This window comes from Clostridium fessum, from assembly GCF_027698965.1.
Taxonomy (GTDB): Bacteria; Bacillota; Clostridia; order Lachnospirales; family Lachnospiraceae; genus Otoolea; species Otoolea fessa.
Genome location: NZ_JAQEQF010000004.1, coordinates 241,072 through 267,262, shown reverse-complemented (window position 1 = coordinate 267,262; position 26,191 = coordinate 241,072). Strand labels below are relative to the sequence as shown.

Sequence of the window (26,191 nt, the reverse complement as noted above, 5' to 3'; positions counted from 1 at the left end):
TGAATTTTTAAAAAACATATTTTGAGAATTTTTATCCATTTGCTTCATTTCGTATATTTTTATCCTTTTCGCACATACTCCATCTGTAAACATTTTGTCCCATTCCAGTCCCTTCGCGGTCACTGATATTGGCTTCTCTGATAGGAGATTTACACGATGCAGATTTCTTCATCCATTGAAAATAACCGGACTTTTTTTCAAAAAAAGCTCCGACCGGACATCAGTTTTGATGTCGTAGATCGGAACCTGATGATCGGCGGGCGCGATGCCTGCCTCTACTGTATTGATGGTTTTACCAAGGACGATACGCTTTTAAAAGTGCTGCAGGCGATGAGCAGCATTGAAACCGCCCAGATGCCTGACAATGCAAACGATTTTGCCGCCCTCTACCTCGCCTACGGCGAAATCGGGCTGGAAACGGATTCGGACGCGCTGATTATCCAGCTTCTCTCCGGTGTTCCTTTTCTTCTGATCGACGGGTATGCACAGGCACTCACAATAGACTGCCGCACCTATCCCGCCCGCGGAGTCAGCGAACCTGAAAAGGATAAGGTATTGCGCGGCTCGCGCGATGGTTTTGTCGAAACGCTTGTGTTCAATACGGCTCTGATCCGGCGGCGCATCCGCGATCCGAAGCTGCGGATGGAAATCATGAATATTGGGGAAAGTTCGCACACCGATATCGCCATCTGCTACATGGAAAACCGGGTGGACACCGAACTTTTAAACCGCATCCGCACCCGGATTCAAAAAGTGCATGTCGATGCCCTCTCGATGAACCAGGAAAGCCTTGCCGAATGTATTTATCCGCACAAATGGTTCAATCCGTTCCCAAAATTTCGTTTTTCAGAGCGTCCGGATACCTCCGCTGCCTCGATTCTGGAAGGAAATATCATCATTCTGGTGGACAATTCGCCATCCGCAATGATTCTGCCATCCTCTGTTTTCGATATCATCGAGGAAGCCGACGACTACTATTTTCCACCGCTGACCGGCACCTATCTGCGCCTGTCGCGGACGGTCATCTTTTTCCTGACCTTATTTCTGACACCGCTGTGGCTGCTTTTTATGCAGAATCCCGGCTGGATCCCGGAATGGCTCGCTTTTATCCGTGTCACCGACGAGATCCATGTGGCGCTGATCTATCAGCTCCTGATCCTGGAATTTGCCATCGATGGTCTGCGGCTCGCGGCAGTCAACACCCCCAGCATGCTGACGACACCGCTCAGTGTCATCGCCGGTATCGTGCTTGGAGAATACTCGGTCAAATCCGGCTGGTTCAACAGCGAGACGATGCTCTATATGGCGTTCGTCACGATCGCCAACTACTCGATGACGAGCTTCGAACTCGGCTACGCACTCAAATTCATGCGCGTCCTGCTCCTGATTCTGACCTTTTTCCTCAATCTCTGGGGCTTCATCGCAGGAACACTCATTGCCGTCGGCTGCCTTGTCTTTAACCGGACAATCGCCGGAAAAAGTTATATTTACCCGCTAATTCCATTTCACTGGAGTGAATTAAAAAAGCGGCTGCTCCGGAACCGGCTGCCGCATGAGGAGAAAAACGGGTAAGAATGTCGCATAAAATGTCCGCATACCCACAACTGCCCGGATGGTTCCGGATACTGGCTGTGGTTTATGCGGACATTTTAACTTCTATATCTATCTTCTATTTTTCTTTCTTATACACTACCTCTTTCAGCACCTCCAGCGCCTCCTCATACCGCTCTGCCCCCATCGAGGCACAGGACAACAGGAGCTTCGGATATCCCTCTTGAAAATGATGCTCCTGTTTTTCCAAAAGACTCCCGACCGACTCCACCGGGCGGACGGCGACGCCTGCCTGTGCCGCACGCCCGGCAATTTCCGCCGATGTAAGCGGGCTGTCAAGCTCCATGAGAACCAGAAAACCGGCATCGCCCAGATGCGTTCGCGCTTTTTCTCCAAAAATGCGCCGCACCGCATCACACAGACACTTTGCCTTTGCCGCGTACAATTTCTTGGACTTTCGGATCTGGCTTTCCAGATGTCCGTCCCGGATAAACTGGCAGAGGGCAATCTGCTCTGCCTTGGACGCCGTCTGGTTATAAAAACGCCCCCGCTCCTGATACCGTTTCAGCAGATCCGGCGGCAGGACCATGTAGCTCATGCGGATCGAGGGAAGAAGCAGCCTTGAAAATGTCCCCAGATACACGACGCCCCGCCCGCCGGAAAGCCCCTGCAGGGACGGTGTCGGGCGGTTATAATAGCGGAACTCACTGTTGTAATCGTCCTCAATAATCAGCATATCCTCGCGCGCCGCATCCTTTAAAAGCTTCATCCGGTCGCCCACCGGCATGACCTCGCCCCAGACTGTCATCTGCGATGGGGTCAGATAGCAAACACTTCTCCCTGTATGTCTCATCGCCTCTGACATCTGTTCGGATAACCCTGTTTTCATCTCTCTTGCACATACATCTGGCTTTTCTATTCCGCACAAATCCTTTTTTGAGGACTCAATCCTCCTATCATTACTTTCCCAATATTCTCTTATATCTCCGGTCCGAAACCCATAATCCTCAAAAATCTGGCGTCCCTGCCGGAACGACGGATTAAAAAACCATGCGCTGTCCCGCTCCCGCAGCATCGGGCACAAAATATGCAAGAGACTCTGCACACCCGCCCCTACTACGATACTGTCCGGCGTACAGATCACATTGCGGTGGCGCCCCAGATACGCGCAGAGCGCCTCCCGGAATTCCCGCTCTCCCTGCGGTTCGCCATAAGAAAGCAGCCGCTCATCCTGGCGCAGGGCGCTCTTGACATAGCGCCGCCATAAATCAAACTGGAAGCTCTCCCGATCCACATTCGAAGACGCAAAATCATACCGGATTTCCGGGCGTTCCTCCTGATGCGGCACACCGTGCTCTATTTCCTCCCGGTTTGCAGCCGCCAGCACCGCATCCGTTACATAAAAGCCGCTCTGCGGACGCGAAATGATATAGCCATCCGCCGCCAGCAGCATATACGCCGTCTCCACCGTCGTCCGTGAAAGCTGCAGCTGCAGGGAACATTTGCGGATCGACGGCAGCTTCGCTCCCGGCTTCATCTGCCCGGACACGATCAATTCTTTGTAATATTCATATACTCTCAGATACCGGCTCTGTCCCGGTTCGCTTAAATTCAGTTCCATCGTATTTCCTCTATCTATTTATGTAAACGGCGATTCACCGCATCGATCATCCGCATCATCCCATATCCCAGACAACCGCCCCTCTTTCCGTCTTCACAATATTTTTCATCTCCACCACTTGTCCCTCTTATATCCAACTGCCTTCCTCAATTATACCGTTTTCTCCTGCTTATAGGCAATCCCCAAAATTGAGTACTGTTACTGTTCACGCATACGTGCCCAGTAACGGAAATTCCGAGGAAGAAATCAAAGAGCCGCTTCTTCCTAAGAAAGAAGAAATCCCCCGCATGATTCCGGCTGAAGTTGGTCTGGCATACTGCAACAAGCTTTTCTTTTTGGAAAAGCTGTTCCGTGACCTTACTCCGGAAGAGCGAAAAGACAGACGTCTGGAAACAGAAGTGCCGGTATGGGAAAGCTTTTATGCATGGTTAGAACAACTCAATCCTGTAAAAAGAGACACGGCATAAATTATTCTGATAGATTTTACATCAGATTTCTTTATGCCGTGCCTTTTATGTTATCATAATGATTGATACATACATATAGCAGGCTTCACCCTCCGTTATACACCGGATTCGCATTGATTTTCGGTACGAAGGCAACAGCCGTTCCGCAATTTTCACCATCCTCCCCATACTTCTTCATAGATCTGTCCGGCAGAAAATACCCAGGATGGATGTTTTGCCAAGTATACCAATGTTGCAAATTCCCGACGAGTCATAGAAATCAACTCACCGTTCCGGTATGCTGTTCTCTCCTTCAGCCGAAGCTCCAAGCCCGGAAAAACAAGAGTGTTACAAGGGTGGGATGTCACAATATGGTCAAATCCTGGCTCGACCGCAATAATCTCCATAATTCTACTGAGTATATATTCTTCATGGTCGGTATGCGACAGTACCAGAAACTTGCCTATATTGTTCACATCCCTCTTTATTGATATTATTTTTGCATTACATTACGGGTTCATTTTTCATCTGTCGGATGCGGTATTCACCGCCATCGTCCCGTCTGCATAGAAGTAGTACCACTTACCATCAATCTGCTTCCAGTCTCCGGCAAACATTATTCCGGTGACCTTGTCCAGCCAGTACCACTTCTGATCCTCGGAGAGCCAGCCCTTCACTGACTCCCCGTTTCTGTAATAGTTCCACTGGCCGCTGTCATTCTGCTGCCAGCCGTTTGCGGCCTGCGGGTCAATGACGATTTCCACAAACCGCCGCAGAACCGTGGCGACCTCGGCGCGGGTGGCGGTTCCCTTGGGATCAAAGCGGTTGTTTACCTTCCCGGCCAGGATGCCCGCCTGCTGCATGGACTTGACCGCATCCTTCGCCCAGCTGCTGATCTGTGTGTTGTCCGCAAAGGTCACAGCCTTCAAGGTCTGGGGCAGGTCATAGCCCAGCTTTGCAGCATAATTTTTCATAATCACCGCCATCTGTTCCCGGTTGATGTTGGTGTCCGGTGCAAAGGTGGTGTCAGTAACGCCTTCCACAATACCGGTCTGCGCCGCCCAGTTCACATAGGGGGCATAGTAAGCGTCGGCTTTCACATCGGTGAATTTCCCGGTCTGGTAACTGTCCGGGTTGATGCCCGCCAACCGCCCCAGAGCTGTCACAAACATTCCTCTGGTCATGCCGGTGTCCGGGCTAAAGGTGGTGTCGCTGGTGCCGGAGAGCAGTCCCCGGCTGGCTGCAAAGAGGATGTTATCTGCTGCCCAGTGGCCGGTAATATCGGTAAAGGCCGGGGCAGGGTTCTTGTAGCCCACGCCGTAAACGCTGAAATGACCGGTTTCAAAAACCACCGCTTTCAGGCTGGCATTGTAGCTGGATTTGGTGATCCATTCCACCTTGCCAGCGTCATCTACATAGACTGCATAGAGATTACCTGTCTGCTCACCCTTTGCCGGTGTGTAGGGCAAACGCACCGATATAGTGTGACCATTTAAGTTGGCAATCGGTGTTTCTTTGCCGCCGGAGAGGTAGACCAGTGACAGGTCATAGACCGGTCTTGTGCCGATGGTGGCTTTGGCCTCGGTGGAACGCAGTGCATCCACCTTATCTGCCCGGAGAATGATGTCTCCGCCAGCGGAGGCGGTATCCAACTGCTTCAGAGTATCCAGGCCGATAGTAACCGAAACCAGATGGTCTGTTGCTACGGTAAACTGCCGGACGTTTTCTTTAACCAGCAGATCCAGTGTCTGCGCCTTGATGGTCACGTTAAAAGAGGTCTGGCGTGCCGCCGAGGTGATGGGAACGGTAACGGCAATCCTGTTTTCGGCTGTACCATTCTTTTTCGCATCCTGTTTGGCCTTGTCGATGGCGGACTGGACAGAGCTGTTGTCCACTGCCGCATTGCCGTTTTTATCCGGCTGTATGGGTTTGGTTTCACCGGTGACAGGGGCTTCCGGCTGGTTGGTGTTATCATTGCTTCCGGAACCGTTAGAACCGCCGGAGGATGAGCCTCCACCGCTGCCCGAACCACCAGAGGAGGAACCGCCGTCGCTGGAAGATTGCTTGGAAACAGTCAACGTTCCAGAAACATAGGTGATCTCATAGTTGTCATTTGACAGCGTACCAGTGATGTTGATTGCGGTTTCTCCGGTTTTACTCATATCCGGTGTCTGTGCGTAGTCCAGCGTTACCGTGCCGCTCAGGGTATCTGCACCAACCAGACCTTCCATCTTGTAATCCTTATCTGCTTCCGGGCTGCTCAGATCGGGCGCGGTGCTGCCGGTGTAGGCGCTCTGATCAAGCGCCGTAACGGTGATCACTTTCTTCGCTACGGTCACAGTCACGTTCTGTTCTGGCACATCTGCGTACTCTGCGTTTCCCTGAACCTTATACCAAACAGTGTATTCCCCGGCGTTTTTCGCTGTGGGGATCTGCTCACTCCACTCAGAATCGCCAAGCCGGTAGAGCATTGTGCCGCCAGTGGTCTTGCCCGCTGTAACCAGAGCCTGTTCTGCACCATTGTAGGTCAGTGTATTGACCGTAGGTGCCGTAACAGTGGGGACAAGCTTGTTGGTCGCATTGACATTGACGGTCAGCGTGATGTCCTCATAGTTTGTGCTCTTGATTACCACGGTCACTGTGCCCACAGAGCCGGTGGTTTCCACGTCATTTTTCTGAATCGGTAGGGTCAGCTTGCCGTTTTCCACCTTCGCACCGTCGGTGTAGTAGCTGCCATCCAGTGTGATTCCGCCGATCTCATAGGTGAGCGCACCGTACTCTTTGGGCGTTTCCAGCGTGGGCAGGGCGGGGAGCGTCACAGTGTAGGTCTTTTCGTGGCCGTTTACAATGACGAGCCCAGTTTCCTTGGCGAAGTCAGGCGCAGCGGCCTTGATGATGTTGCCAGTCGTGGTGAAGCTGCTCTGCTCCAGGGCGTAATTCTTCGCGGCCTGCCCCATCAGGGTCACTGTGGCAGTGATGTTCTTGCCGTTGCCCACACCGGCATCGTCAAAGTTGGCGGTGACGGTGTAGTCTGTGCCTCGGTTCAAGGTCACGTTGTCGAAGGTCACGCTGGAGATGTCCGCGTTTGTCGTGCCATCATAGGGCTTGGACGCAGCCGTTACCCCGGCGATCGTCAGCGGTTTCTTTCCAATGCTGACCTCCACGCTGGCGGGTGCGGTATCTTTGTGGTTTGCATCGCCAATCACCCGATACCACACGGTATATGCTCCGGCATCGGTGCCGGTAGGGATGTCCGGGCTGTATGTGCCGTTCTCGGTCAGGCTGTACTGCATGGTGCCACCGCTGGTCACACTGCCCGCAGTAATCAGCGCCTGCTCCTGTCCGGTATAGGTCAGATTTTCCTGCGCCGTGGGAGCGTTGAAGGTGGGGGTAGCCTTGTTCACCTTGATGGTCACAGTTCCGGTCGCGGTCGCGTATTCCTCATAGCCCTCCGCCGGGGTGAATATCCACTCAGCCTGATAGTCGCCGGCTTTGTCGGGCTTGGTACTAGGATTCGTCCACTCGAAGGTGCCTTCGACCGTCTTGCCGTCGTCTTTCATCGTGCCAGTAATGGTGCTGACGCGCAGGATCTGGCCAAAGGTGATTGGCGTTGCGGTGATCTCGCCGTCCAGCACGGGAACGATCTTGTTCTTCGCGATGACTTTAACGGTCAGGAGCATGTCCTGATAGTTGTCCGTGGTGATCTTGACGCCTACGGTTCCGACGGAACCTTCGGTCTGAGATTCGACAGCCGGGACAGTCAACTGGAACTCATCGTTTGATGTGATCATTGCCGTCGAATTTGCGTAGCCGCCCTCTCCAATCAGATTGAAGTTGCAGGCCTCATATTTGATGGAGCCGTACTTACAATTATCGCCCAGCATCGGCAACGCGGGAAGATTGACCAAGTAAGTCTTTGCCAGCCCGTTGATAACGGTCAGCTCTATGGGCTGCATCGTGGGCGCGGCCGCCTTGGTGATGCTAAACTTCCAGCTATCCGCCGTCAGGCCGTTGGCCGCAGCATAGTTCGTGCTCTCGGTTACATCGATCTTGACGGTGTATTCGCCCGCGTTCTTAGGCGTGGCTTCCTGACCGTCTTTATCGTAGTATTTTACGATGACCTCGCCCGTACCGGCCTTTGCGGGAGAAACTGTCGCGCTCTTGACATTGCCGTCATAGGTCAGGCTTGTCGGGGCGGTGAAGGTGAAGTCCTCCGCCTTGGGGGTAGCTTTGCCAATGGTATAGGTCACGCTGGCGGTGGCGCTGCCCATGGTGATGCTGGCGGTGTAGGTGCCGGCATTCGTGGGGAGCGCGTCGTTTTCCAATTTCTCTGGACCATACTTGCCCGTCTTCGTGTAGCTGATGGTAATCTTATCCACCGCCGGACCCTGCCAATCTCTGCTTGCAGTCACCGTGGCGGGTTTGCCGCTGCCGTTGTAGGTCAGCTCGGCGGGGGCCGCAATGGTCACGCTGCCGCCGCTGGCGTCGTCCTGGCTGCACTTGGCAGTGATGGTCGCGTCGCTTGCCGTGTACGTCCAGCTATGCTGATGCCGGGTCACGGTGAACGGCTCGCTGTAGCAATTGTAGCCATTGCTGCACTGGACGTAAATGTGGTACTGATAGCTCTTGTCTACGGGCAGCCCGGAAATCGTGAGCGTCTTGCTCTGCCCGCCGGTATGCGTCGCAGTATTAACATCGTTTAATTTCGTGGTCCAGTCTTTGCTTGATTCGTCAAACCGCTCCCACCAGTAGTAGTAGGTGACGCCCTCCGTTTCGGGCGCGATTACCGCAGTCAGCGTGATATTGCCGTCCGTCGTAAACGCCGAGTTTTCGGTGTAGTTCGTATCGTTATTCGGATAAATCTTTTCGACCGCGAAGGGCGCTTTTTCAACGGTGACTTCTGACGGGATTGAATTGGCGTTGGGGAGCCATTGGTTATCCTTTGTTTTTTTGTAAGCGTACCCCTTCGCCAGCAGCGCGTAGGGCTTGACATAGCCGGCATCGCTCGTAATCTCGCCGTAGCTGCCGCCGCTGAGGCTGGCGCTGCTGCCGTCCTTTACAGCCACACGGCTGAAGGTGCCGTTGCTCAGCGAAAGCTTTCCGCCGTTCTGCGCCGTGACAATGGCGAGCCTCGTATCCTTGTCGTTGACGGTCAATTCCGCGTCTTTGCCGTCCACCGACACATTGAAGCCTCCGTTGCTGCCCGTGACCGTCAGAGAAATGCCCTTGGCGGTGAGGTTTGCTCTTGTGACACTTTTCCCGCCGGTCGCCAGCGTCACCGGCCCGTTGGTCAGCTCATAGGTGGTCGACTGCCCGCCGGCATAGCCATTCACATCCTGATACAGCGTGATGGTCTTTTCGCCGTCCGCCGCGTTCGCCGCCTCAATGGCCGAGGCAAAGGCCGTGTACCAGCTCGTCTTGTCGCCGACGGTCAGCGACGCCGCCATCTGCTTGCCGCAGATGCTGCAAGTGCCCTTGCCGTCCTTGCCGCCGTCGTGCGTATGCGACACGACCTTGACATTTTCCAGCGTATTCACGCTATCATTGGTCACAGCCTGATTATCACTTGCTCCGTAATACGCCGCGCCCTCCGCCAGCAGGTCGGCGAGTTTGCGGTCGCCGTTGGTTTTGATCATCGTAAATGTGCCGCCGGAAAGCTTGACTTTGGTGGTGTAAAAATCCGCGAAGACAAACGTGCCGCCGGAGATCGTCCCCGTGACATTGTAGTCAAACTCAACGCCGCCATATTTCTTTTCATTATTAAAGCTGCCGCCGCTGATGTTCGCGATGCTGCTGCCGTTGAATTTGACAGGACCATTGAAGGTACCGCCCTTGGCATTCAGCGTACCGTTCACCGTGACGGAGGCGGTGGTGAATGTGACGCCCGCCTCCACCGTCGCCGTGCCGTTGATGGTCGCACCTTTATAGCTGCCGCTGGCAAAGGTCACATTCGCGTTTTCAGCGACCGTCACATTGCTGGCGGTGTGCGTTCCGCCCTCCAGCGTCAGCATGCCGGTCAGCGTTATGGAGGTGCCGTAAGGCATATCCCGCAGCAGGGTCAGCGTCGGCTCGGTGCAGCCCTCATTGCTCCAGCCGTTCAAGGTCTGGATGGCCTCTACATAGCCGTTTTCCAGCGCACTGTCTTCCGTGAAGTAGGCAGTCTTGGTCGTGCCGTCAGCGGCCTTGGCGGTGATCTTCGTATACAGGTCCTTGTGGCACACAGAGCACACAGGGTTGCTGTCATCGGCGCACTGATGGACGCACTCCGTGAACTGCACCTTGTACGCTGTATAGCCGGTCAGTTCGGAGATTTTCTCCGTCTTGGGAACGATGCTCCAAGCGCCGTCCTTTTCGCCGTACAGCTCGCACTTCGCGTAGTCGGTTCCCAGCAGGTCGTTAACGGTGAGGCTCTTGCTCTTCGTGTTATCCGTGATCTTGCCGATGGTGCAGGCGTTTGTATTGCCCTTCCACAGCTTCAGGACATAGCCCGTACTTGTGGAGCCATACGCAGCATTGCTTAAAACCAACTCGCCGATTTTGCCGCCAAAGCGCTCCAATGCGCCGCCGGCCTGCAGCTCCACGCGCGAAATCTCGCCGGTGTAGGAGTCGTCAACCGCCAGCGTTCCGTTGGACCCAACCGAAAACTTGACATTGAGCGCCTGCGTCCCGCCGCCCTTGCTAGAATCCTTGACCGTCAGAGTATTGGACTTGTTCCCGCCTCCGACATGAATGTATTTATTCTCGGTGCTGACAGTTTTGCCATTCAGATCCAGCGTCGCTGAGTAGTTCTCAGAAGAGCAATTTCCTGTGAGCGTCACATTCCGCAGCAGCGTCACGGTGCTGCCTCTGGCTGCATTAAACGCATCCGTCAGCGTCTTATAATAGGCGCTATCGCCCACGCGCGCGTCGAATTGCGTTTTGCACTTCTTGCAGGTGTAGCCGGTATCGTCCATCTCGTGCGTGCAGGGCACAAGATAGACCTTGCCGTCATTGCCCAGGCTGGTCACGCTGTCGGCGGCGTCCGCCTTGAAGTTCTCAGCGCTGAGCGTCACGCCGCTTGCCGGTTCGGCGATGGCCCCAGGATTTATGCCTTCACGCACGCCCACACGGATGACCGAATCCTCACTCAATGCGCCTGATACAAGAATGGGCAGCTTCCAATCATAATTGGCGTAATAGCCGGCCTTCACCGAGCCGGAAACGGTAAGTTTAGGGTTTGTGCTTTCTGTTCCGTCGTAGTAAACGTCATATTGATTGTTGTCGGTAACGGTAGCATCGGTGAGGGTAATAGCGCCCTTTCCATAGATGCCGCCGCCCGCAAAGGTGCTGTTGTTTCCGGTGATCGTCACATTCTTGACGGTTACCCCTCTCTCCGAATAAATGCCGCCCCCGTGGCCATACCTTGTATCCCCCGTGGCGGACGCCTTGTTGCCGGTGATCGTGGCGTTGGAGATCGAAACATTGCCGGCGTTAAAGTGGATATAGATGCCGCCGCCGTTGCCGGCGGTTGCCGTGTTGCCGGTGATGGTGCCGCCGTCCATGGTGAAGCTGCACTTCTCACCCACATATACGCCGCCGCCACCGCCGTCAGACGCACCCGCAGTGTTATCGGAAATGGTGCCGCCGTGCATGGTGAAGCTCGGCGGGTCGATATGATTCGTCGTGCCGACAAGGAACACACCGCCGTAGTCTTCATTACCGGTAATCGCTCCACCATACATGGTAAAGGACGAGCCGGTCTGATAGTCGGCGCCCTTTTTACCGACCTGCACGCCGCCGGTGATCGTGCCGCTGTACAGTTCCAATTTGCCGCCATTGACGAGCACTTCGCCTTGAACCCTGCCGCTGTCGGAGCAGTCAGTCAGCGTCAGCGTCGCGCCGCTGCCGACGGTGATTTTACCGTTGATCGTCTGCCCGTTCAGGCAGAGGTTGACCTCGCCGTCCGTTGGCACAGTCCAGTTCTCCGACACGGACTTCGTCAGATAATAGTTGCCAACAGAATCAGGCAGGGAATCGGTAGTTGTCCACTCTGTGCCAGCAGTGTCATGTTCGTGCCCGTTGACATCTCCATTCCCGCCGCAGACGCAGTGGGTATGATCGGCCTGCGGCAGCGCAAACGCAGCCAGCGCCGCACAAACGGCGTTATAGCGCGTCATGTCCAGCTTGGCGGCCTGCTCATCGGTGAGGGCCTTTATTTCTGCATCAATAGTCTTCAGCTGCTCCTCAATTTCGGTCGCATTGTCCTCCGTGACTGTTTCAGGCAGGGCGTCAATGAGTGCCTGCACAGCCAGCACCGCCTCCTCTTTTCCAAGGCAGGCGGAGAGGTCTGCACCCTTAGCAGAGCAGACGGTGCATTCAGGGTTCACAGCATCAGCGCCGCATAATTTCTCACAGATGCAGGCGGCTTCCGCTGTGCCTTTGCAGGCGGAGAGGTCTGCATCTTCCGCAGAGCAGACCGGACAGTCGGAATTGACCTCCTCTTTCTCACAGCGGGTTTCGCAGATGCACTCCACCGGAGCATTCCCGGACACGCCGGGAACAAGCCCGCTGTCCTGAGAATTGCACTGCTCGCAGGTATACCTGCAGGGCGTCCCCTCTGTGGCCGGAATGTAGCCGCAGGTATCGTCATGTTCATGAGGGCAGCTTAATTCTTTTGTGATACAGCCGCTTTCCTCACTGCATTTATGGGTACACGCAATCGGCTGGGCCTCCTCTGCTTCAGATGGGGTCGCCGTATTTTCTGATACGCTGCCTTCCAAAACAGGGTAACAGCTTTCGTCATGTTTATGGATACACTTCTCCACAAGGGTGTAGCAATCCTCAGTATGTTCATGTTCACAGGCTGCCCCTTCGGTTCCTTCCGTATATCCGCAGTCCTCTGTATGTTTCGGGTGATGCTCACACAAGCCCGTATGGACGGCGGACGCACCCGCTTCCACCGCAGATGCCGGAACTCCCGGCATCGTAAAAATCATTGCCGCCGCCAGTAAAAATGCGGCCGGCCGTTTCCATTTCCATATCATTTATTCATCCTCCTCACGCGGTTCGTTCCTTCTCGTTGTTTTCTGAAGCAGCTGGGATACCGCCTCCCGCAGCTGATATTCCGTCACAGGCTTCACCAAAAAGGTGTCCACCTGCAGCCTGCGGCTTTGGGGTTCAAACTCTGCCTGGTCGCTAATCCACAGGAGAGGGACATCCCTGCTGTACCCTCGTATGCTCATGCAGAAATTCATCCCCCTGGCTCCGTCCTCCATGACCACCACAGCATCATAAGGCCCATCCCGCTGCATGGCATAGGTACAAAACACGCCGTTATCAAAGCGGTCTACTTTGCCCAGCTTCATCAGCAAAGCGGTTTCTTTTTCTTTCTGGCTATAACTGCATAGCGCAATTCGCATTTTCGCACCTCCATTTCATGATGGGTTTTATCGCCTCATATAGCTCCTGATCGGAGCAGTCTGCCGGAAGAAACACAGGGATACGCAGGTGATACGCGATCAGGGCGAAGTTTTTATCATCGCTCCACCAGACAAGCGGTGTTTCCGGTGCCAGCTGCTTTGCCTGAATGGCAGCCTCCAATCCCCTTGCCCCGGTCATGGCGATGACAACCGCATGGTAGCGGCTCCGCCGCAGTGCCTGAGATAGCTGCTTCTCATTCCATAGCTCGTCGATGACAAGCTGTCCGTCCCCAGCAAAAAGGGAGCGCAGCCTGCTCTCAAACCATTCTGCATTCCTTAATTCCGTACAAAGTGCGATTTTCATGCTGAGCCTCCTTTCCTGAAAAGAAAAATAAAAAAACCAGACCTTCTCATCGGAAAGTCTGGTAATATAATTAGAGTAGCATCTTGCCAAGAGAAATGCAACCGACTTTGTTTAAGACGCAGGTTTCCTGTTTAAGACGCAAGTTTTTTCCTGCGGTTTTATGTTATACTAATATTGGATTATTGTGCAAAGGAGATGGCACGATGCAGATTGCGATTGTGGATGACAGAGCAGAGGACAGAGCAGAACTGTCTGCCTGCCTGGAAAATTATATGAAAAAGCATCAGCTGGACTATACGCTGACAGAATTTGAGGACGGAGAGAATTTTCTGAAAGCTGCCGCCCAGGTCAATTTTCAGCTTGTCTTTATGGACATCTATATGGAGAACATGGATGGAATAGAGGCCGCCAGAAGGCTGCGCCAGAAAAACAGGCTTTGTAAGATTGTTTTTCTGACCATTACAGAAGATTATGCCCGGATGGGGTACAGCCTGTCCGCCAGCTATTATCTGCTGAAGCCGCTTTCGCTCCATCAGGCAGATTTTGAAGAAGCGATGGAGCTGTGCCAGCTAAAACCGCCCTATGAAGTGATGACACTTTCGGTTATGGCTGACCGTCAAAAGCTGGAACTTCCCACAGAGAAGATTCTATACATAGATTATCAAAACCGTATGACACGGATTCATACGGCAGAACGCGTGATACCGGTAAGCGGAGGCTTTCAGGAGGTTACTGCCGCATTGCAGAAGGACAAGCGTTTTTTGCCCTGCTACCGGGGCATTTTAATCAACATGGATTACATCAGCCAGGTTGACAGTCAGACCTTCCGTTTGATAAACGGGGAGGAACTTCCGATTGCCCTCCGCAATGGAAAACAGCTGCGGGAAACCTACCGTCAATATGTTTTCTCTGGAATGGGGGGTATCGTATGAGAATGAAGCAAATGCACAGGCGTATTCTGGAGGGCTGTCTGGCCTGTCTCCTCTGCTTCACCTGCAGTATCCCAGCATTTGCCGCCGAAACTGCAACCCCATCCAATGCCGATGAAAGAAGGGAGATTTTGCCGGATTTAGAAAGCGAGACTCCAGGGACACTGGAGAGCAAAACCCCGGAAGCATCGGAAGAAGTATCCCTCGTCCTTGTCACAGAAATACAAAAGGAAGACGAACTGCTCTTCCTGCCAGATTTCACCCTGCCCCTTAGAACCACATCGTCTGATGATGACCTGGAGGAAATTTATCAGCTGGCCCTTCGGTATCAAACCGTCTGCGCCACGGTAACAGCAGGTGAAGAAATCCGGCAGGAAACATTTTCTGTCGCATGGGATTTTTCGGACATTGACCAGACCACTCCAGGCAAATATACCGCAGCAGGCCGGATTGAACTGCCGGAGGGGTATGCCTTTGGTGAAGCTGTCTTGCAGGAGCTTCAGATTTCCGTCCGGGTGAAAGAAATGCCGCCTGCTGTCATCACCTCCATAGAGCAATGGTATCCTTATACGGACGCGTTTGCGGTTCAAGAGGGCAGCGAAACCGAAACGCTGGAAAATTTGTTTGCCTTTTCCCCTTACTATCTGGAATGCTATGCGGAAAATGGAACCAGCTACACCGCTGTGGTGGAATGGGATTTTTCTGGTATTGATTTGAATACTGTGGGACTGTACCATGCAGCAGGAAGGCTGACTGCACCGGAAAATACCATATTTGCGGATCGTGTCGATTTCCCTGAAATTTCAATTCCTGTTTCTGTTCAGGCTCCGGGCAGCCCAGACATCAACTGCTTCCTGGTTCGCAGAGGAAGCCTTTATTTTCCCTGGGTTACACCTCCGGGGAATCTGGACAAGGTCAGTATATGGCTGTCCGAAAACAACGGTTCATGGAACCGTCTGGAAAGTGGCGTTTATGTGGGTCAGGAAATGCTCTCGATTGCCACCCGTCTGCTGGCACCGGGCAGCAGCTACCGCCTTCAGGTTGATTATGACGGCGGACAGACCGGCATCCTGTCCTTTACCTACGCAGATGAAATTGTCCTTGAAGGGTATCATGAAGGCGACCGGGATGGAGGGGATGCAGGCGGGAATCCACCCGATACCATCATTCAATCGCCTCCTGAAGATACCGACGATCAGGATGACGGTTTCGCAGACAGGCCCTCCACAAAGCCTCCAAAACCGCCTGCAACAAATGGCGGTGGAACGAATTCCGATGATTCTGAAAAAGCACCACCGGTCAGCGGAGAAAATAAGCCTACGGATCACAAGCTTTCCGAGCCATCCTGGGTTGGAAAGGATGATTCCATAGATAAAGAAGAATTCCCATCGAAACAGACAAACGGTGATGCAGAGGAAGCATTAGAACCAGACGCTGGTTCCGATGAACCGACTATACCGGAATCGAAAAACAGGAAAGATTCAGTGCAAAGCGCTATGACCGTTCCCCAGGAAGGCGCAGATTCCCAAAACTCCGCGTTTTCAGAGTTCTCCGATGAAACCACCGACCGGATTTCCGGCACGCGCTTTTTGATGATGCTGCAAACAGGGGAGCAAAGAGCCGTCTTTTCCAAACAGGGAATCACCATCAGCATACCAAAAGACGCCTTGCCGGAGGGCATCCAAAACGAAGATCAGATTGAAGTCATCATCCAAACGGATACGGACGGCGGTTTTTCTTTTTCGTTTTCCATCAATGGAACTGCACTCAGCTCCCTGCCGGATGTTTCTGTCATGCTGCCCTGTCCAAATGACCCGGCAGCCGGCACATTGTTCCTCTGTGATGAAAGCGGCGTGGAAATTCCCATGACCGGTTATGACGATGCGGCAAAAGCCGTTTCCTTTCAGATCAGCCATACAGGGGCATACACCATTATTGGAAAGGAAGATGCCGTTTCCCTGGCACGGGCCGCCGACACAGAGCATAGCCGGTCGCCCATACTCCTTTTGATTCCGGCCTGTCTGCTTCTTCTGTCTGCCGGTGTGTTTTTCCTAAGGAGGAGGCGAAAATAAGATGGTATCTTCTGCGGTAAAAAAATATGCGGCCTTATGTATGGTCTGCCTGTGCTCATCCCTGTTTTTTCTTGGCCTGTATCAGTTCAATAATAAATATAGCCAGAACACAATCCAGGCGGCAAATGGGATTCTGGCGCTTTCTGAGGAAGAACTTCAAAAGTCACCGGTGCGCTTTCTGGTATCCGGCTGGGCATTTTATCCTGACGCGCTTTTGACCCCGGAAGAAATACGGGATGAAAGCCATTATATGCGCTACCTTTCCATCGGAGAGCAGACCAATTTCTCCAGCCCTGCAAACCCTTCTCCCTATGGCTGCGGGACTTATCAGATGACATTCTTTCTGCCGGAACGGAAGGAAACATATGCGCTGGAAATCCCGGAAGTGTTTTCTGCTTACAACCTTTATCTGGATCATGACCTGATCCTGCAAATGGGGGAACCGTCACAGGGGACACCATTGGTTCAAAACCGCATGGTCACTTTTCATGGCGGAAAACCGGTCACACTCACCATAGCGGTCAGCAACTATGACCACTTTTACGGAGGGATTGTCTATCCGCCTGCTTTCGGAACGATGCTGGCGGTCAATACAACCAGAGGAATCCGGTTTGCATTCTGCCTGTTCAGCTGTACAGTTACCTTTGTCTGTGCGCTGCTGTCCTTTTATTTCAGCCGCCGGATGAAACAGAAAAATACATTCCTGTTCGGACTGATCTGCCTTGCCATGTGCGGCCTGTCATCCTATCCTGTGCTTCATATGCTGGCTGCGGTTCCCGTATTCCTCTGGTACACGATTGAACTGTTCTGTATCTATCTGGTTACCTGGCTGATCGTAGTTCTGCAAAACCGGATATGCAGACCGGGCTTCCTGCCTGCGGCCATCAGTAATGGGGTGGGCGCTGCTTTTCTGGTATATGCGTTTGTGTATGGCATGATGGCTTCCCATCTCTCCCTTGGAGCCATTCGCTTTTTCTCTGCATCGGTCTTTTGTTATAAGGCGGCATCTGCGCTCTATCTGCTTATCATCGCTGTGCTTGCCATTCACAGAGGAGAAAAACGGAGCAGGCCGATCTTCTATGCTGCGGCAGCCGCAACCTGCGCCTTTATATGGGATCGCCTTCTGCCGGTTTATGAGCCGGTTATCGGCGGTTGGTTTTTGGAATGGGGCAGCTTTTTCATAGCAGCAGCCATCGGTTATTCCCTCTGGCGCGATGTGATAGAAGGATATGGAAACAGCCTGATTTTCCAGGAAGAACGCAAGCAGGTCATCCGTCAGCTTTCTATGCAGACCGAATACAGCCGTCAGGTTTCTGAAGCAGCGGCAGAAAACAGAAGGCTGATCCACGACATCAAACACCATCTGCGCACCATAGACCGCATGGCCTCTGAACGTGGGCAGACGGAGATCTGCTCCTTCCTGTTACAGGTAGAGGAACAGGTTGCGGCATCATCGGGTCACTCCCCTGCCCAGTTCTGCAAAAATCCCGTCGTAAATGCACTGATTGAATACTACTACGGCATGGCGCAGACACAAGGGACAGAATTTCAGGTGCGGCTCGATCTTCCCGAGCAGATGCCGCTTACCGATGTGGAACTGTGTACGGTGCTGGGCAATCTTTTGGACAATGCCGTTGAGGCGTGCAGCCGCCAAAAGCAAGGGGTGCGCCGCGTTTTCATTGCAGGCGAAACCAGAGGCAATATGTACTTTTTGAAGATTGAAAACACTTACGACGGTCTGGCCTTGCAAGAGGGAAAAACATTCCTCTCCCGAAAGGGTACATCTGCTGATCATGGAATCGGGCTTTCCTCTGTCCGAAAAATCATTGAAAGCCATGGCGGTGATCTCGATCTTGTTCCTGGTGAGGAATCCTTTCTTGTTGGAATTACAGTGGGTTTATAAACATTGCTCATACAAAAGGACACCATTACTTACATTTGCATAAGCAATGGTGTCCTCTCTATTTTCCAAGTTCTTCTTCCATAATATTCCTAATCGCTTTAATACCCGTAAAAGTCAATTTTATTCCACGATTATACATAGCCAATACTTCATTCAGATTTTCAACAAGTACCTTATCCAACTTTTTATGTATCGTTACAGGCTGTTCCTGAATCGTATGAACATGGTCAAAATATTTTTCAATAACAGGAAATGTATTCTGTATCAAAAAAGCATTTTCTTTCCCTGCAAATAATCCAATCACTATCGTATTGCATTTACCATATCGTTTCTTTTTCTTTTCAACGATTTCCTTGTATTTCTCAGCTTGTGAGCTAATTGGTATCATCCAATACAATTTTGGATTTTTTCTATCCTGAATTGCATAGTAATGAGGACGATAGTTCCCCTGTTCCTTATTACTCATCAAATATTTATCCTGAACCAAGTCAAAAAATTCATCCTTGATATGATACGAATATCCCTGTTGTATCTCCATAAATAACCTTTCCTATGTGATAAAATTCCCCATCAGCATTCACTGATGGGGAACATTTACAAACTATACTATTTTTATCCCACCTGTATAGCAAGTGGCTTCATTTACGAACTGAATTATTTATACCCCGCACCATCAGCAAGCGGCAAACATTTACTTCTATCTTTAGTATATACAGTTTCTCTGAATTTAGCAACCTGTTTTTTAAGTTTAGAAATATTTTTTACTATATCATAGCTCATCATTTGTCGTAACTCTGTCGTAAAATACATGCATTTACTTTCTTAATACAGCTTAGCCCCAGCAGGAATTGCGTCATCTAACATAAGCAGATTCAATCCTTCGTGTCCGTCATACTCATACACTGCTGAAATCAACATTCCTTCTGATGGGATTCCCATCATCATTCTGGTAGGAAGATTTGTGATCGCTACGCATGTCTTTCCAACAAGCTGTTCCGGCTCATAAGAGTGTTCACTCTCTGCCGCAATCCTTACACTTCCACCAAGCCTTACGATTGGCAAAGACCGTAACCTGAGTCGGAAGTAAAGGATAATTTCTGTCCGACCACTCGGCAGCTATATCCGGCAGAAGCGTTGCAAGGTCATTAAATCCTGCCAACACTTTATTATGGGAACAATACGGGCAGCCTGTCCTATTTATCGTTCTGCTCTTAACGGCAGCTTCCCACTCGTGTCCTTTCTCACATCTCCAAATCACTTTCTTATGAGAACCAATAGAAACCTCTGTCGGTTTTATCTTATTCTTTTTCGACCACTGTTTTACCAGTAATGGCTCTAATGTCGCCAAATCGTTAATACCTGCAATCACTCTCGCACCGGAACATATTGGGCATTTTTCTCCATTAGAACGAGCCTTAACGCTTGTCTGCCATTCGTGACCGCAAGCACCTCTCCACCATACTTTTTTATTTGAACCGAAAGTAATGTCATCAGGTGTAAGCGGTAAGTTCTTCTCCGACCACTCCGAAACAAGCTCCGGGTGTACTTCTGCTAAACTGTTGTTCATAGCCAAACCTCAACCTCCTTGTGCTTAGAGTATATGAAGTTTTGGCTTTATCTTGTAGTTTGCGAATATCCGTATAAATAGAAAAAACCCTTTGAGAAAAGGATTTCTCCTCTCTCAAAGGGCAAGTTGGCAAACTGGAATTTGGTGTGTGCTTTATAAATTTTTTCCGATCCACTCAAGTTCGTTCATGGAATCCTTATTTTTTTCAAGTTCATCTCTGGCTGTTGCATAATATGATTTTTTGAAAAGCATATCCCATGAAAGATATTTTGCCATACAGTCAAACTGCTTATCAATCAGCTCATACTGGATACTGCCTACGGGAGAACCACCTACAACAATTGTGCCAACTTTTTTGTTTTTTAACTGCAATCCACGGCAGTAGCACTTATCAATGATAAGTTTCAATTGTGCTGACATTCCCCACCAATAAACTGGTGTAGCAAAAAGAATCATATCTGCGGCAGCAATTTTATCAATTGTAGAATTTGTATCATCCTTGTCGACGCATCCCTTAGAGCATTGACAGACACCACATCCCTTGCATGGTGCAATGTTGAGTTTGTCGGGTTCAATGATTTCAATTTTATTCTTTTCTGACGCTCCTTTTATAAATGCATTGATTGCTGCCAGCGTATTTCCTTTTCTGGCACTTCCATTAATGATTACAATTTTCATGCGTGTATCCTCCAACTTCCGATTTGTATTTCTGTTTGTTTTAAAAATGGGCAACTCCGATTGGAATTGCCCACTCATTGCACTAATTATGCGATTTTTTCTTGCTTGCACCGATTTCTGCATCAATTGATGTAAGTTTGATGTAAATCGCTGTTTTTTTAGTTTTTTATCAAATGAAGTACATCCCGTCTATTCGGTAAAACGGTACATCTTTACATCACGTCGACTGGCGTCTCCGTGCGTTTTTCGCCTTATGTCGGTGTTCGCAAGCGCACACCGCCGCAAGGCTCAGTTTCTCATCTTAATAGAGCTTTGCACCTGCCGGAATATGGTTATCAACCATCAGAAGATGAAGTTTTTCTTCGCCCTCTTCCTCATGGATTGCACTAAGTAACATTCCACAAGAATCAATTCCCATCATGGCTCTTGGTGGCAGATTTGTGATTGCAATCAGTGTCTTTCCAACTAACTCTTCTGGCTCATAATAAGCGTGAATACCGCTTAAAATGGTTCTGTCTGTGCCTGTTCCGTCATCAAGAGTAAACTGTAACAGTTTCTTTGACTTCGGTACTGCAACACACTCTTTAACCTTTACTGCACGGAAATCTGACTTGCTGAATGTATCAAAGTCAACCATTTCTTCAAACAATGGCTCGACTTTTACCTTAGAAAAATCAATCTTTTCAACCGGTTTTTCAGCCTCTGCTGGAGCTGCTTCGGAAGTCTTGGAAGCTTTCTTATCAGCGTCCAGTGACTTCATTGTCGGGAACAGCAGTACGTCACGGATTGCCTGGGAATCGGTCAGCAGCATAACCAGACGGTCGATACCGTATCCGATACCACCTGTCGGCGGCATACCGATCTCCAGTGCGTTCAGGAAGTCTTCATCCGTATGATTTGCTTCCTCATCGCCAGCAGCAAAAGCCTCTTCCTGTGCTTTGAAACGTTCTCTCTGATCGATCGGATCATTTAACTCAGAGTATGCGTTACACATCTCGCGGCCGTAGATATACATCTCGAAGCGCTCAACCAGCTCCGGATTGGACGGTTTTCTTTTGGTCAGCGGAGATACCTCAACCGGGTGATCCATAACGAAGGTCGGCTGAATCATCTTCTCCTCGCAGAACTCCTCGAAGAACAGGTTGATGATATCACCCTTCTTATGGCGCTCCTCAAATACAACATTGTGCTCTCTTGCGATTGCCTTTGCTTCCTCGTCAGTTTTAACGGTGTTGAAATCAACGCCGGAGTATTTCTTAACTGCATCGATCATGGTGATGCGCTCGAACGGCTTGGACATATCAATCACAGTGCCGTTATAGCTGATGACAGAACTTCCGCAGACTTTCTCAGCCAGGTAGCGGAACATACTCTCGGTCAGTTCCATCATGCCCTCGTAGTCGGTGTATGCCTGATACAGCTCCATCAGGGTAAATTCCGGGTTGTGACGGGTATCAACACCCTCGTTACGGAATACACGGCCAATCTCGTAAACACGCTCTAAGCCGCCTACGATCAGTCTCTTTAAGTAGAGTTCCAGAGAAATACGCAGTTTTACATCTTCATCCAGAGCATTATAATGGGTCTCAAACGGACGTGCAGCCGCACCGCCGGCATTAGCTACCAACATCGGGGTCTCCACTTCCATAAATCCGCGTCCATCCAGGAAATTGCGGATCTCCTTGAGGATCTGAGAACGTTTTACAAAAGTGTCTTTTACTTCCGGATTCATGATGAGATCCACATATCTCTGACGATAACGGATATCCGTGTTGGTCAGTCCGTGAAATTTCTCCGGCAGAATCTGCAGACTCTTGGACAGCAGTACGATGGACTCTGCGTGAACGGAGATCTCTCCCATCTTGGTGCGGAATACGGTACCTTTGATTCCGACAATATCACCGATATCCATCTTCTTGAAATCTTTATAAGCCTCTTCGCCTACGCTGTCTCTGGCAACATAAGACTGGATATTGCCCTTTAAATCCTGCACATTGCAGAAAGATGCCTTACCCATCACACGTTTGGACATCATACGTCCTGCGATCGTAACCTCTTTGCCATCCATCTGCTCAAAGTTATCCTTGATCTCGCTGCTGTGTGCAGTTACATCAAATTTTGTAATCTGGAACGGATCCTTTCCGTTGTCCTGAAGGTCTTTCAGTTTCTCGCGACGCACCTTTAATAACTGATTTAAGTCCTTCTCCTCGTTCTTATTCTGCTGATTCTGCTCTGCCACTTTCTCTTTCACTCCTTCGTCTCTTTATGATACTCGCTGGATGTCCAGGATCTTGTACTGGATAACGCCCGCCTGTGTCTCTACGTCTACGGTCTCGCCAGCTTTCTTGCCAAGCAGGGCACGACCAACCGGAGACTCGTTGGAGATCTTACCATCTAAGCTGTTTGCCTCGGTGGAACCTACGATCTTAAATTCCATCTCTTCATCCTCTTCGACGTCCAGTACCTTTACCTGGCATCCGATGCTGATCTTATCCAGATCGATCTCATCCTCAACAACAACCTCTGCGTTTTTCAACAGTTTCTCAAGGTCTACGATTCTTGCCTCGATGTCTCTCTGTTCATCTTTTGCTGCATCATACTCAGCGTTCTCAGACAGGTCGCCCTGCTCTCTCGCCTCTTTGATCTTCTGTGCGATCTCCTGGCGTTTATTTACTTTCAGATCATGAAGTTCATCTTCATACTTTTTCAATCCTGTGTAAGTTAAAATGTTCTTCTTTTCTGCCATGACAGCTATCCTTCCTTCTATCGATTCATCATTGAATCCCCTAATAATTGCATCGCACTATTATACATGATTCTTGGTGTAATGTCAAGAATCACAAAGTGCCATAATGGCTTTAAAAACAAGGGAAAATCCTGCATTTTCGTGCTTTTTCTGTGCCTTTCGATTTCGTCCATCCATGTAACACAACCATCGTTTTGATTCCACACATTCATCCTTCTCTTAAATTCTCTCATCCACCAGCCGTTCCAGCTCCTCCAGCGTCTCCACCTGGTTTATATCATTGCGAAGCGCCGACGAATGTGGAAATCCTGCCGTATACCATGCCACGTGCTTACGCATCTCCCGCATTGCGATCTCCTCGCCGCGAAATTCCGTCTGAAGCGTCCCATGGCGGACAATCATCCTCTTTACTTCCTCCGCAGTCGGCGGCGGCAGAAGTTCTCCGGTTTTCAGATAGTGGAGAATCCGTTTAAACAGCCATGGATTTCCTTTCGCGCCGCGCGCCACCATGATGCCGTCGCAGCCGGTTTCTTCCTTCATTCTCTTGGCATCTTCCGGTGTAAATACATCACCGTTTCCCCAGACCGGGATTGAAACCGCCTCTTTGACCTGACGGATAATGTCCCAGTCCGCCTTTCCGGAATAATACTGCTCTCTCGTCCGTCCATGCACGGCTACCGCCGCCACGCCGCAGCTCTCTGCCATCTTCGCAAACTCAACCGCATTGATATTCGAATCATTAAATCCCTTGCGGAATTTGACCGTAACCGGTTTATGAAGTTTCTTTACCATCGCCGTCAAAATCTGCTCTGCCAGCTTCGGATCCTTCATCAGTGCCGAACCTTCGCCGTTATTGACAATCTTTGGCACCGGACAACCCATGTTGACGTCGATGATGGCATACGGTCCTTCCTCCAGCTGCAGCGCCATCTCGCTCATGATCTCCGGATCTGAGCCAAACAGCTGCACCGCAACCGGCTCTTCTTCCGGCCGCGTCTCTAATAACGGCTTTGTATTGCGGTTCTTATAAAGAAGCGCCTTCGCGCTGACCATCTCCGTGTACATCAAACCACATCCCTGCTCCTTACAGAGCAGACGGAACGGCAGATCCGTCACACCTGCCATCGGCGCAAGGGCGATTGCATTTTTTAATTCTACGTTTCCAATCTTCATTTTATTTCTAATCTTCCTGATACCGTTCCATCTGCTCGTCGTCTAACAGTTCGTCCGCCGGGATTCCCAGCACCTTCACCTTATAATACAGCTCCAGCGATTCCAGCAGCTCACGCTTCTCCGCCTGATACTGCTTGATTTTAAGCGCGCTTCCGATCTCGTCAAAGAGGTAATCATTCTCCTCCGCCTCAACCTTAAACTGCAGTCTGCCATCCGGCATAAACTCCAGCAAAATAATACCGCCGATGTCCTCTGTGTACATAACACACATGATCTGCAATTCCTGCTTAATTGACTCCGGCAGCCCCGAAAACTGCTCATTCAGATAATATTTTTCCACATACGAATTCGCACCGCAGAGTACGGTGGAGTCCCCATCTGTATTGGGATTCTGCATTTCTGCCATTTTCTTGCACCTCCATCTGTTTCATTTTCCATTGCCCACAAACAGGGCTGACGCACGAACGGAGAGCAGGCTCTCCCTTTATCCCTGAGAAGCCTGTTCTCCGTTCATATGCCAGCCCATCTCACAAGCAGCCATCAAATTCCTTAACGAATCAGCAGCTTACTAATCTCATACTGATCTTCCGGAATATCCTTCTTCATATTCAGCGCCTCCTGAATATCAAAATCCAGAAACTCGCCGTGCTTATACGCTACCACGCGGTTGGTCTTTCCTTTTTCCAGCAGCTCCACCGCCTTGGCGCCCATGATGGACGCATAGACGCGGTCTTTACAGGTCGGCGCGCCGCCTCGCTGCATATAACCAAGGATCGTCGCACGTGTCTCGATGCCGGTTGCCGCCTCGATTCGCTTCGCCATCGACGCGGAATGTCCGATGCCCTCGGCATTAATGATAATATGATGTCTCTTGCCACGTTTCCGGTTATCGATGATGCGGTTGATCAGCATCTGCTCATTGCCATCGTACCGCTCCGGAAGCAGAATATCCTCGGCGCCGTTAGCGATACCGCACCACAGGGCGATATATCCCGCGTGGCGTCCCATAACCTCGATGATACTGCAGCGCTCATGGGAGGTGGAAGTATCTCTTACCTTATCGATCGCCTCCATCGCCGTGTTGATCGCGGTATCAAACCCGATCGTATAATCGGTGCAGGCAATATCCAGATCGATCGTGCCCGGAAGACCTACCGTATTGATTCCCAGCGCGGATAACTTTCCGGCGCCGCGGTAGGAACCATCACCGCCGATGACGACCAGACCGTCAATGTTGTGCTTGCGGCAGATTTCTGCGCCGCGCTTCTGACCTTCCTCGGTCATAAATTCCGGACAGCGGGCTGTGTATAAGATCGTACCGCCACGGCCAATCGTATCTGCCACGCTGGTTCCGTCCATGTCCACAATCTCTTCCTGCAAAAGTCCAGCGTAACCACGCATGATACCTTTTACCTTCATGCCCTTGTTGATCGCCGTCCGGACCACCGCACGGATCGCTGCATTCATACCCGGCGCATCGCCGCCGCTTGTCAGTACACCAATCGTTTTAACCTCTTTTGCCATCGCTTATTCCTCCGTCCTAAGGCTTTCCGCTTCACATCCCCAACCGTGAACCAGCCGTTTTATTTTCGAATCTTTTGACCCTTCTGATACCAAATTGTTCTGCACTGCGTGCTACCACAATTTTCAAACAATTTTATTGTAATTCATTTTATAGGTCATTTCAAGATTTTTTATGATATTTTTTTAACATGTCGCCAAAGCGTGTTACTGTTCACACAT

General features: G+C 50.9%; 20 protein-coding genes. 5 read left to right on the top strand and 15 right to left on the bottom strand.

Translation table 11 applies throughout. The features are described from left to right. Positions 1 to 156 precede the first annotated feature (156 nt). Positions 157 to 1,572: a spore germination protein gene (locus tag PG862_RS07465; RefSeq protein ID WP_022360194.1), complete on the top strand. Its 1,416-nt coding sequence runs from the start codon at positions 157 to 159 to the stop codon at positions 1,570 to 1,572. 97 nt (positions 1,573 to 1,669) lie between these two features. On the opposite strand, the gene PG862_RS07460 is transcribed toward PG862_RS07465, so the two are convergent. Next, positions 1,670 to 3,172: an aminotransferase-like domain-containing protein gene (locus PG862_RS07460; RefSeq protein WP_118522968.1), complete on the bottom strand. Its 1,503-nt coding sequence runs from the start codon at positions 3,170 to 3,172 to the stop codon at positions 1,670 to 1,672. A 287-nt stretch (positions 3,173 to 3,459) separates the two neighbouring features. On the opposite strand from PG862_RS07460, the gene PG862_RS07455 reads away from it, so the two are divergent. After that, on the top strand, positions 3,460 to 3,639 hold the full coding sequence (locus PG862_RS07455; protein ID WP_270706987.1) for a hypothetical protein: 180 nt from the start codon (positions 3,460 to 3,462) through the stop codon (positions 3,637 to 3,639). Positions 3,640 to 3,791: 152 nt separating this feature from the next. On the opposite strand, the gene PG862_RS07450 is transcribed toward PG862_RS07455, so the two are convergent. From PG862_RS07450 to PG862_RS07435, 4 genes are all read right to left on the bottom strand, one after another. Further along, positions 3,792 to 3,893, bottom strand: a complete 102-nt coding sequence (locus PG862_RS07450) for a winged helix-turn-helix domain-containing protein (RefSeq protein ID WP_270707024.1) — start codon at positions 3,891 to 3,893, stop codon at positions 3,792 to 3,794. A 249-nt stretch (positions 3,894 to 4,142) separates the two neighbouring features. Beyond that, the gene (locus tag PG862_RS07445; RefSeq protein ID WP_270706985.1) at positions 4,143 to 12,641 is read right to left on the bottom strand and encodes an S-layer homology domain-containing protein; all 8,499 of its coding nucleotides are present in this window, start codon (positions 12,639 to 12,641) and stop codon (positions 4,143 to 4,145) included. After that, positions 12,642 to 13,016 (bottom strand): response regulator, encoded by a 375-nt coding sequence (locus PG862_RS07440; RefSeq protein WP_270706983.1) that lies wholly within the window; start codon positions 13,014 to 13,016, stop codon positions 12,642 to 12,644. Beyond that, positions 12,991 to 13,380, bottom strand: coding sequence for a hypothetical protein (locus tag PG862_RS07435; RefSeq protein WP_117794962.1), 390 nt, complete (start codon positions 13,378 to 13,380; stop codon positions 12,991 to 12,993). The genes PG862_RS07440 and PG862_RS07435 overlap by 26 nt, the downstream gene beginning before the upstream one ends. Positions 13,381 to 13,583: 203 nt before the next feature. Between PG862_RS07435 and PG862_RS07430 the strand changes: the two genes are divergently transcribed. The 3 genes from PG862_RS07430 to PG862_RS07420 are packed head-to-tail and all read left to right on the top strand — an operon-like array spanning position 13,584 to position 18,284. After that, complete coding sequence (locus PG862_RS07430; protein WP_181986181.1) at positions 13,584 to 14,312, top strand: LytR/AlgR family response regulator transcription factor; 729 nt, start codon at positions 13,584 to 13,586, stop codon at positions 14,310 to 14,312. After that, a complete protein-coding gene (locus PG862_RS07425; RefSeq protein WP_270706981.1) occupies positions 14,309 to 16,381 on the top strand; it encodes a hypothetical protein in 2,073 nt (690 codons plus the stop codon). The genes PG862_RS07430 and PG862_RS07425 overlap by 4 nt, the downstream gene beginning before the upstream one ends. A 1-nt stretch (position 16,382) precedes the next feature. Next, the gene (locus PG862_RS07420; protein WP_270706979.1) at positions 16,383 to 18,284 is read left to right on the top strand and encodes a sensor histidine kinase; all 1,902 of its coding nucleotides are present in this window, start codon (positions 16,383 to 16,385) and stop codon (positions 18,282 to 18,284) included. Between the two features lie 58 nt (positions 18,285 to 18,342). On the opposite strand, the gene cptIN is transcribed toward PG862_RS07420, so the two are convergent. From cptIN to pfkA, 10 genes are all read right to left on the bottom strand, one after another. Further along, entirely contained in the window at positions 18,343 to 18,822 is a 480-nt protein-coding gene (gene cptIN / locus PG862_RS07415) for a type III toxin-antitoxin system CptIN family toxin (protein WP_107001034.1), read from the bottom strand. Between the two features lie 116 nt (positions 18,823 to 18,938). Beyond that, positions 18,939 to 19,094 carry a hypothetical protein gene (locus tag PG862_RS07410; RefSeq protein WP_181357217.1) on the bottom strand — a complete coding sequence of 52 codons (156 nt, stop codon included), beginning with the start codon at positions 19,092 to 19,094 and terminating at the stop codon, positions 18,939 to 18,941. 12 nt (positions 19,095 to 19,106) lie between these two features. Next, positions 19,107 to 19,346, bottom strand: a complete 240-nt coding sequence (locus tag PG862_RS07405) for a hypothetical protein (protein WP_333563196.1) — start codon at positions 19,344 to 19,346, stop codon at positions 19,107 to 19,109. Beyond that, the gene (locus PG862_RS07400) at positions 19,297 to 19,851 is read right to left on the bottom strand and encodes a zinc-ribbon domain-containing protein (RefSeq protein WP_270706976.1); all 555 of its coding nucleotides are present in this window, start codon (positions 19,849 to 19,851) and stop codon (positions 19,297 to 19,299) included. Before PG862_RS07400 ends, PG862_RS07405 begins: the two co-directional genes overlap by 50 nt. Before the next feature lie 153 nt (positions 19,852 to 20,004). Further along, positions 20,005 to 20,529: a flavodoxin family protein gene (locus tag PG862_RS07395; protein WP_055176454.1), complete on the bottom strand. Its 525-nt coding sequence runs from the start codon at positions 20,527 to 20,529 to the stop codon at positions 20,005 to 20,007. Positions 20,530 to 20,830: 301 nt separating this feature from the next. Continuing rightward, the gene (lysS, locus tag PG862_RS07390; protein ID WP_408639998.1) at positions 20,831 to 22,780 is read right to left on the bottom strand and encodes a lysine--tRNA ligase; all 1,950 of its coding nucleotides are present in this window, start codon (positions 22,778 to 22,780) and stop codon (positions 20,831 to 20,833) included. Positions 22,781 to 22,792: 12 nt separating this feature from the next. Further along, the gene (gene greA / locus PG862_RS07385) at positions 22,793 to 23,275 is read right to left on the bottom strand and encodes a transcription elongation factor GreA (RefSeq protein WP_107001044.1); all 483 of its coding nucleotides are present in this window, start codon (positions 23,273 to 23,275) and stop codon (positions 22,793 to 22,795) included. A gap of 219 nt (positions 23,276 to 23,494) precedes the next feature. Then, positions 23,495 to 24,448 carry a tRNA dihydrouridine synthase DusB gene (dusB, locus tag PG862_RS07380; RefSeq protein ID WP_107001046.1) on the bottom strand — a complete coding sequence of 318 codons (954 nt, stop codon included), beginning with the start codon at positions 24,446 to 24,448 and terminating at the stop codon, positions 23,495 to 23,497. 7 nt (positions 24,449 to 24,455) lie between these two features. Next, entirely contained in the window at positions 24,456 to 24,854 is a 399-nt protein-coding gene (locus PG862_RS07375) for a DUF6145 family protein (RefSeq protein WP_022359305.1), read from the bottom strand. Between the two features lie 143 nt (positions 24,855 to 24,997). Then, the gene (gene pfkA, locus PG862_RS07370) at positions 24,998 to 25,972 is read right to left on the bottom strand and encodes a 6-phosphofructokinase (protein ID WP_022359304.1); all 975 of its coding nucleotides are present in this window, start codon (positions 25,970 to 25,972) and stop codon (positions 24,998 to 25,000) included. Positions 25,973 to 26,191: the final 219 nt, after the last annotated feature.

Bases quoted from the DNA above. Each gene is read 5' to 3' on its own strand.
- PG862_RS07465 (WP_022360194.1), top strand. From the start codon at position 157: ATGCAGATTTCTTCATCCATTGAAAATAACCGGACTTTTTTTCAAAAA.
- PG862_RS07460 (WP_118522968.1), bottom strand. From the start codon at position 3,172: ATGGAACTGAATTTAAGCGAACCGGGACAGAGCCGGTATCTGAGAGTA.
- PG862_RS07455 (WP_270706987.1), top strand. From the start codon at position 3,460: ATGATTCCGGCTGAAGTTGGTCTGGCATACTGCAACAAGCTTTTCTTT.
- PG862_RS07450 (WP_270707024.1), bottom strand. From the start codon at position 3,893: ATGACTCGTCGGGAATTTGCAACATTGGTATACTTGGCAAAACATCCA.
- PG862_RS07445 (WP_270706985.1), bottom strand. From the start codon at position 12,641: ATGATATGGAAATGGAAACGGCCGGCCGCATTTTTACTGGCGGCGGCA.
- PG862_RS07440 (WP_270706983.1), bottom strand. From the start codon at position 13,016: ATGCGAATTGCGCTATGCAGTTATAGCCAGAAAGAAAAAGAAACCGCT.
- PG862_RS07435 (WP_117794962.1), bottom strand. From the start codon at position 13,380: ATGAAAATCGCACTTTGTACGGAATTAAGGAATGCAGAATGGTTTGAG.
- PG862_RS07430 (WP_181986181.1), top strand. From the start codon at position 13,584: ATGCAGATTGCGATTGTGGATGACAGAGCAGAGGACAGAGCAGAACTG.
- PG862_RS07425 (WP_270706981.1), top strand. From the start codon at position 14,309: ATGAGAATGAAGCAAATGCACAGGCGTATTCTGGAGGGCTGTCTGGCC.
- PG862_RS07420 (WP_270706979.1), top strand. From the start codon at position 16,383: ATGGTATCTTCTGCGGTAAAAAAATATGCGGCCTTATGTATGGTCTGC.
- cptIN (WP_107001034.1), bottom strand. From the start codon at position 18,822: ATGGAGATACAACAGGGATATTCGTATCATATCAAGGATGAATTTTTT.
- PG862_RS07410 (WP_181357217.1), bottom strand. From the start codon at position 19,094: ATGTATTTTACGACAGAGTTACGACAAATGATGAGCTATGATATAGTA.
- PG862_RS07400 (WP_270706976.1), bottom strand. From the start codon at position 19,851: ATGAACAACAGTTTAGCAGAAGTACACCCGGAGCTTGTTTCGGAGTGG.
- PG862_RS07395 (WP_055176454.1), bottom strand. From the start codon at position 20,529: ATGAAAATTGTAATCATTAATGGAAGTGCCAGAAAAGGAAATACGCTG.
- greA (WP_107001044.1), bottom strand. From the start codon at position 23,275: ATGGCAGAAAAGAAGAACATTTTAACTTACACAGGATTGAAAAAGTAT.
- dusB (WP_107001046.1), bottom strand. From the start codon at position 24,448: ATGAAGATTGGAAACGTAGAATTAAAAAATGCAATCGCCCTTGCGCCG.
- PG862_RS07375 (WP_022359305.1), bottom strand. From the start codon at position 24,854: ATGGCAGAAATGCAGAATCCCAATACAGATGGGGACTCCACCGTACTC.
- pfkA (WP_022359304.1), bottom strand. From the start codon at position 25,972: ATGGCAAAAGAGGTTAAAACGATTGGTGTACTGACAAGCGGCGGCGAT.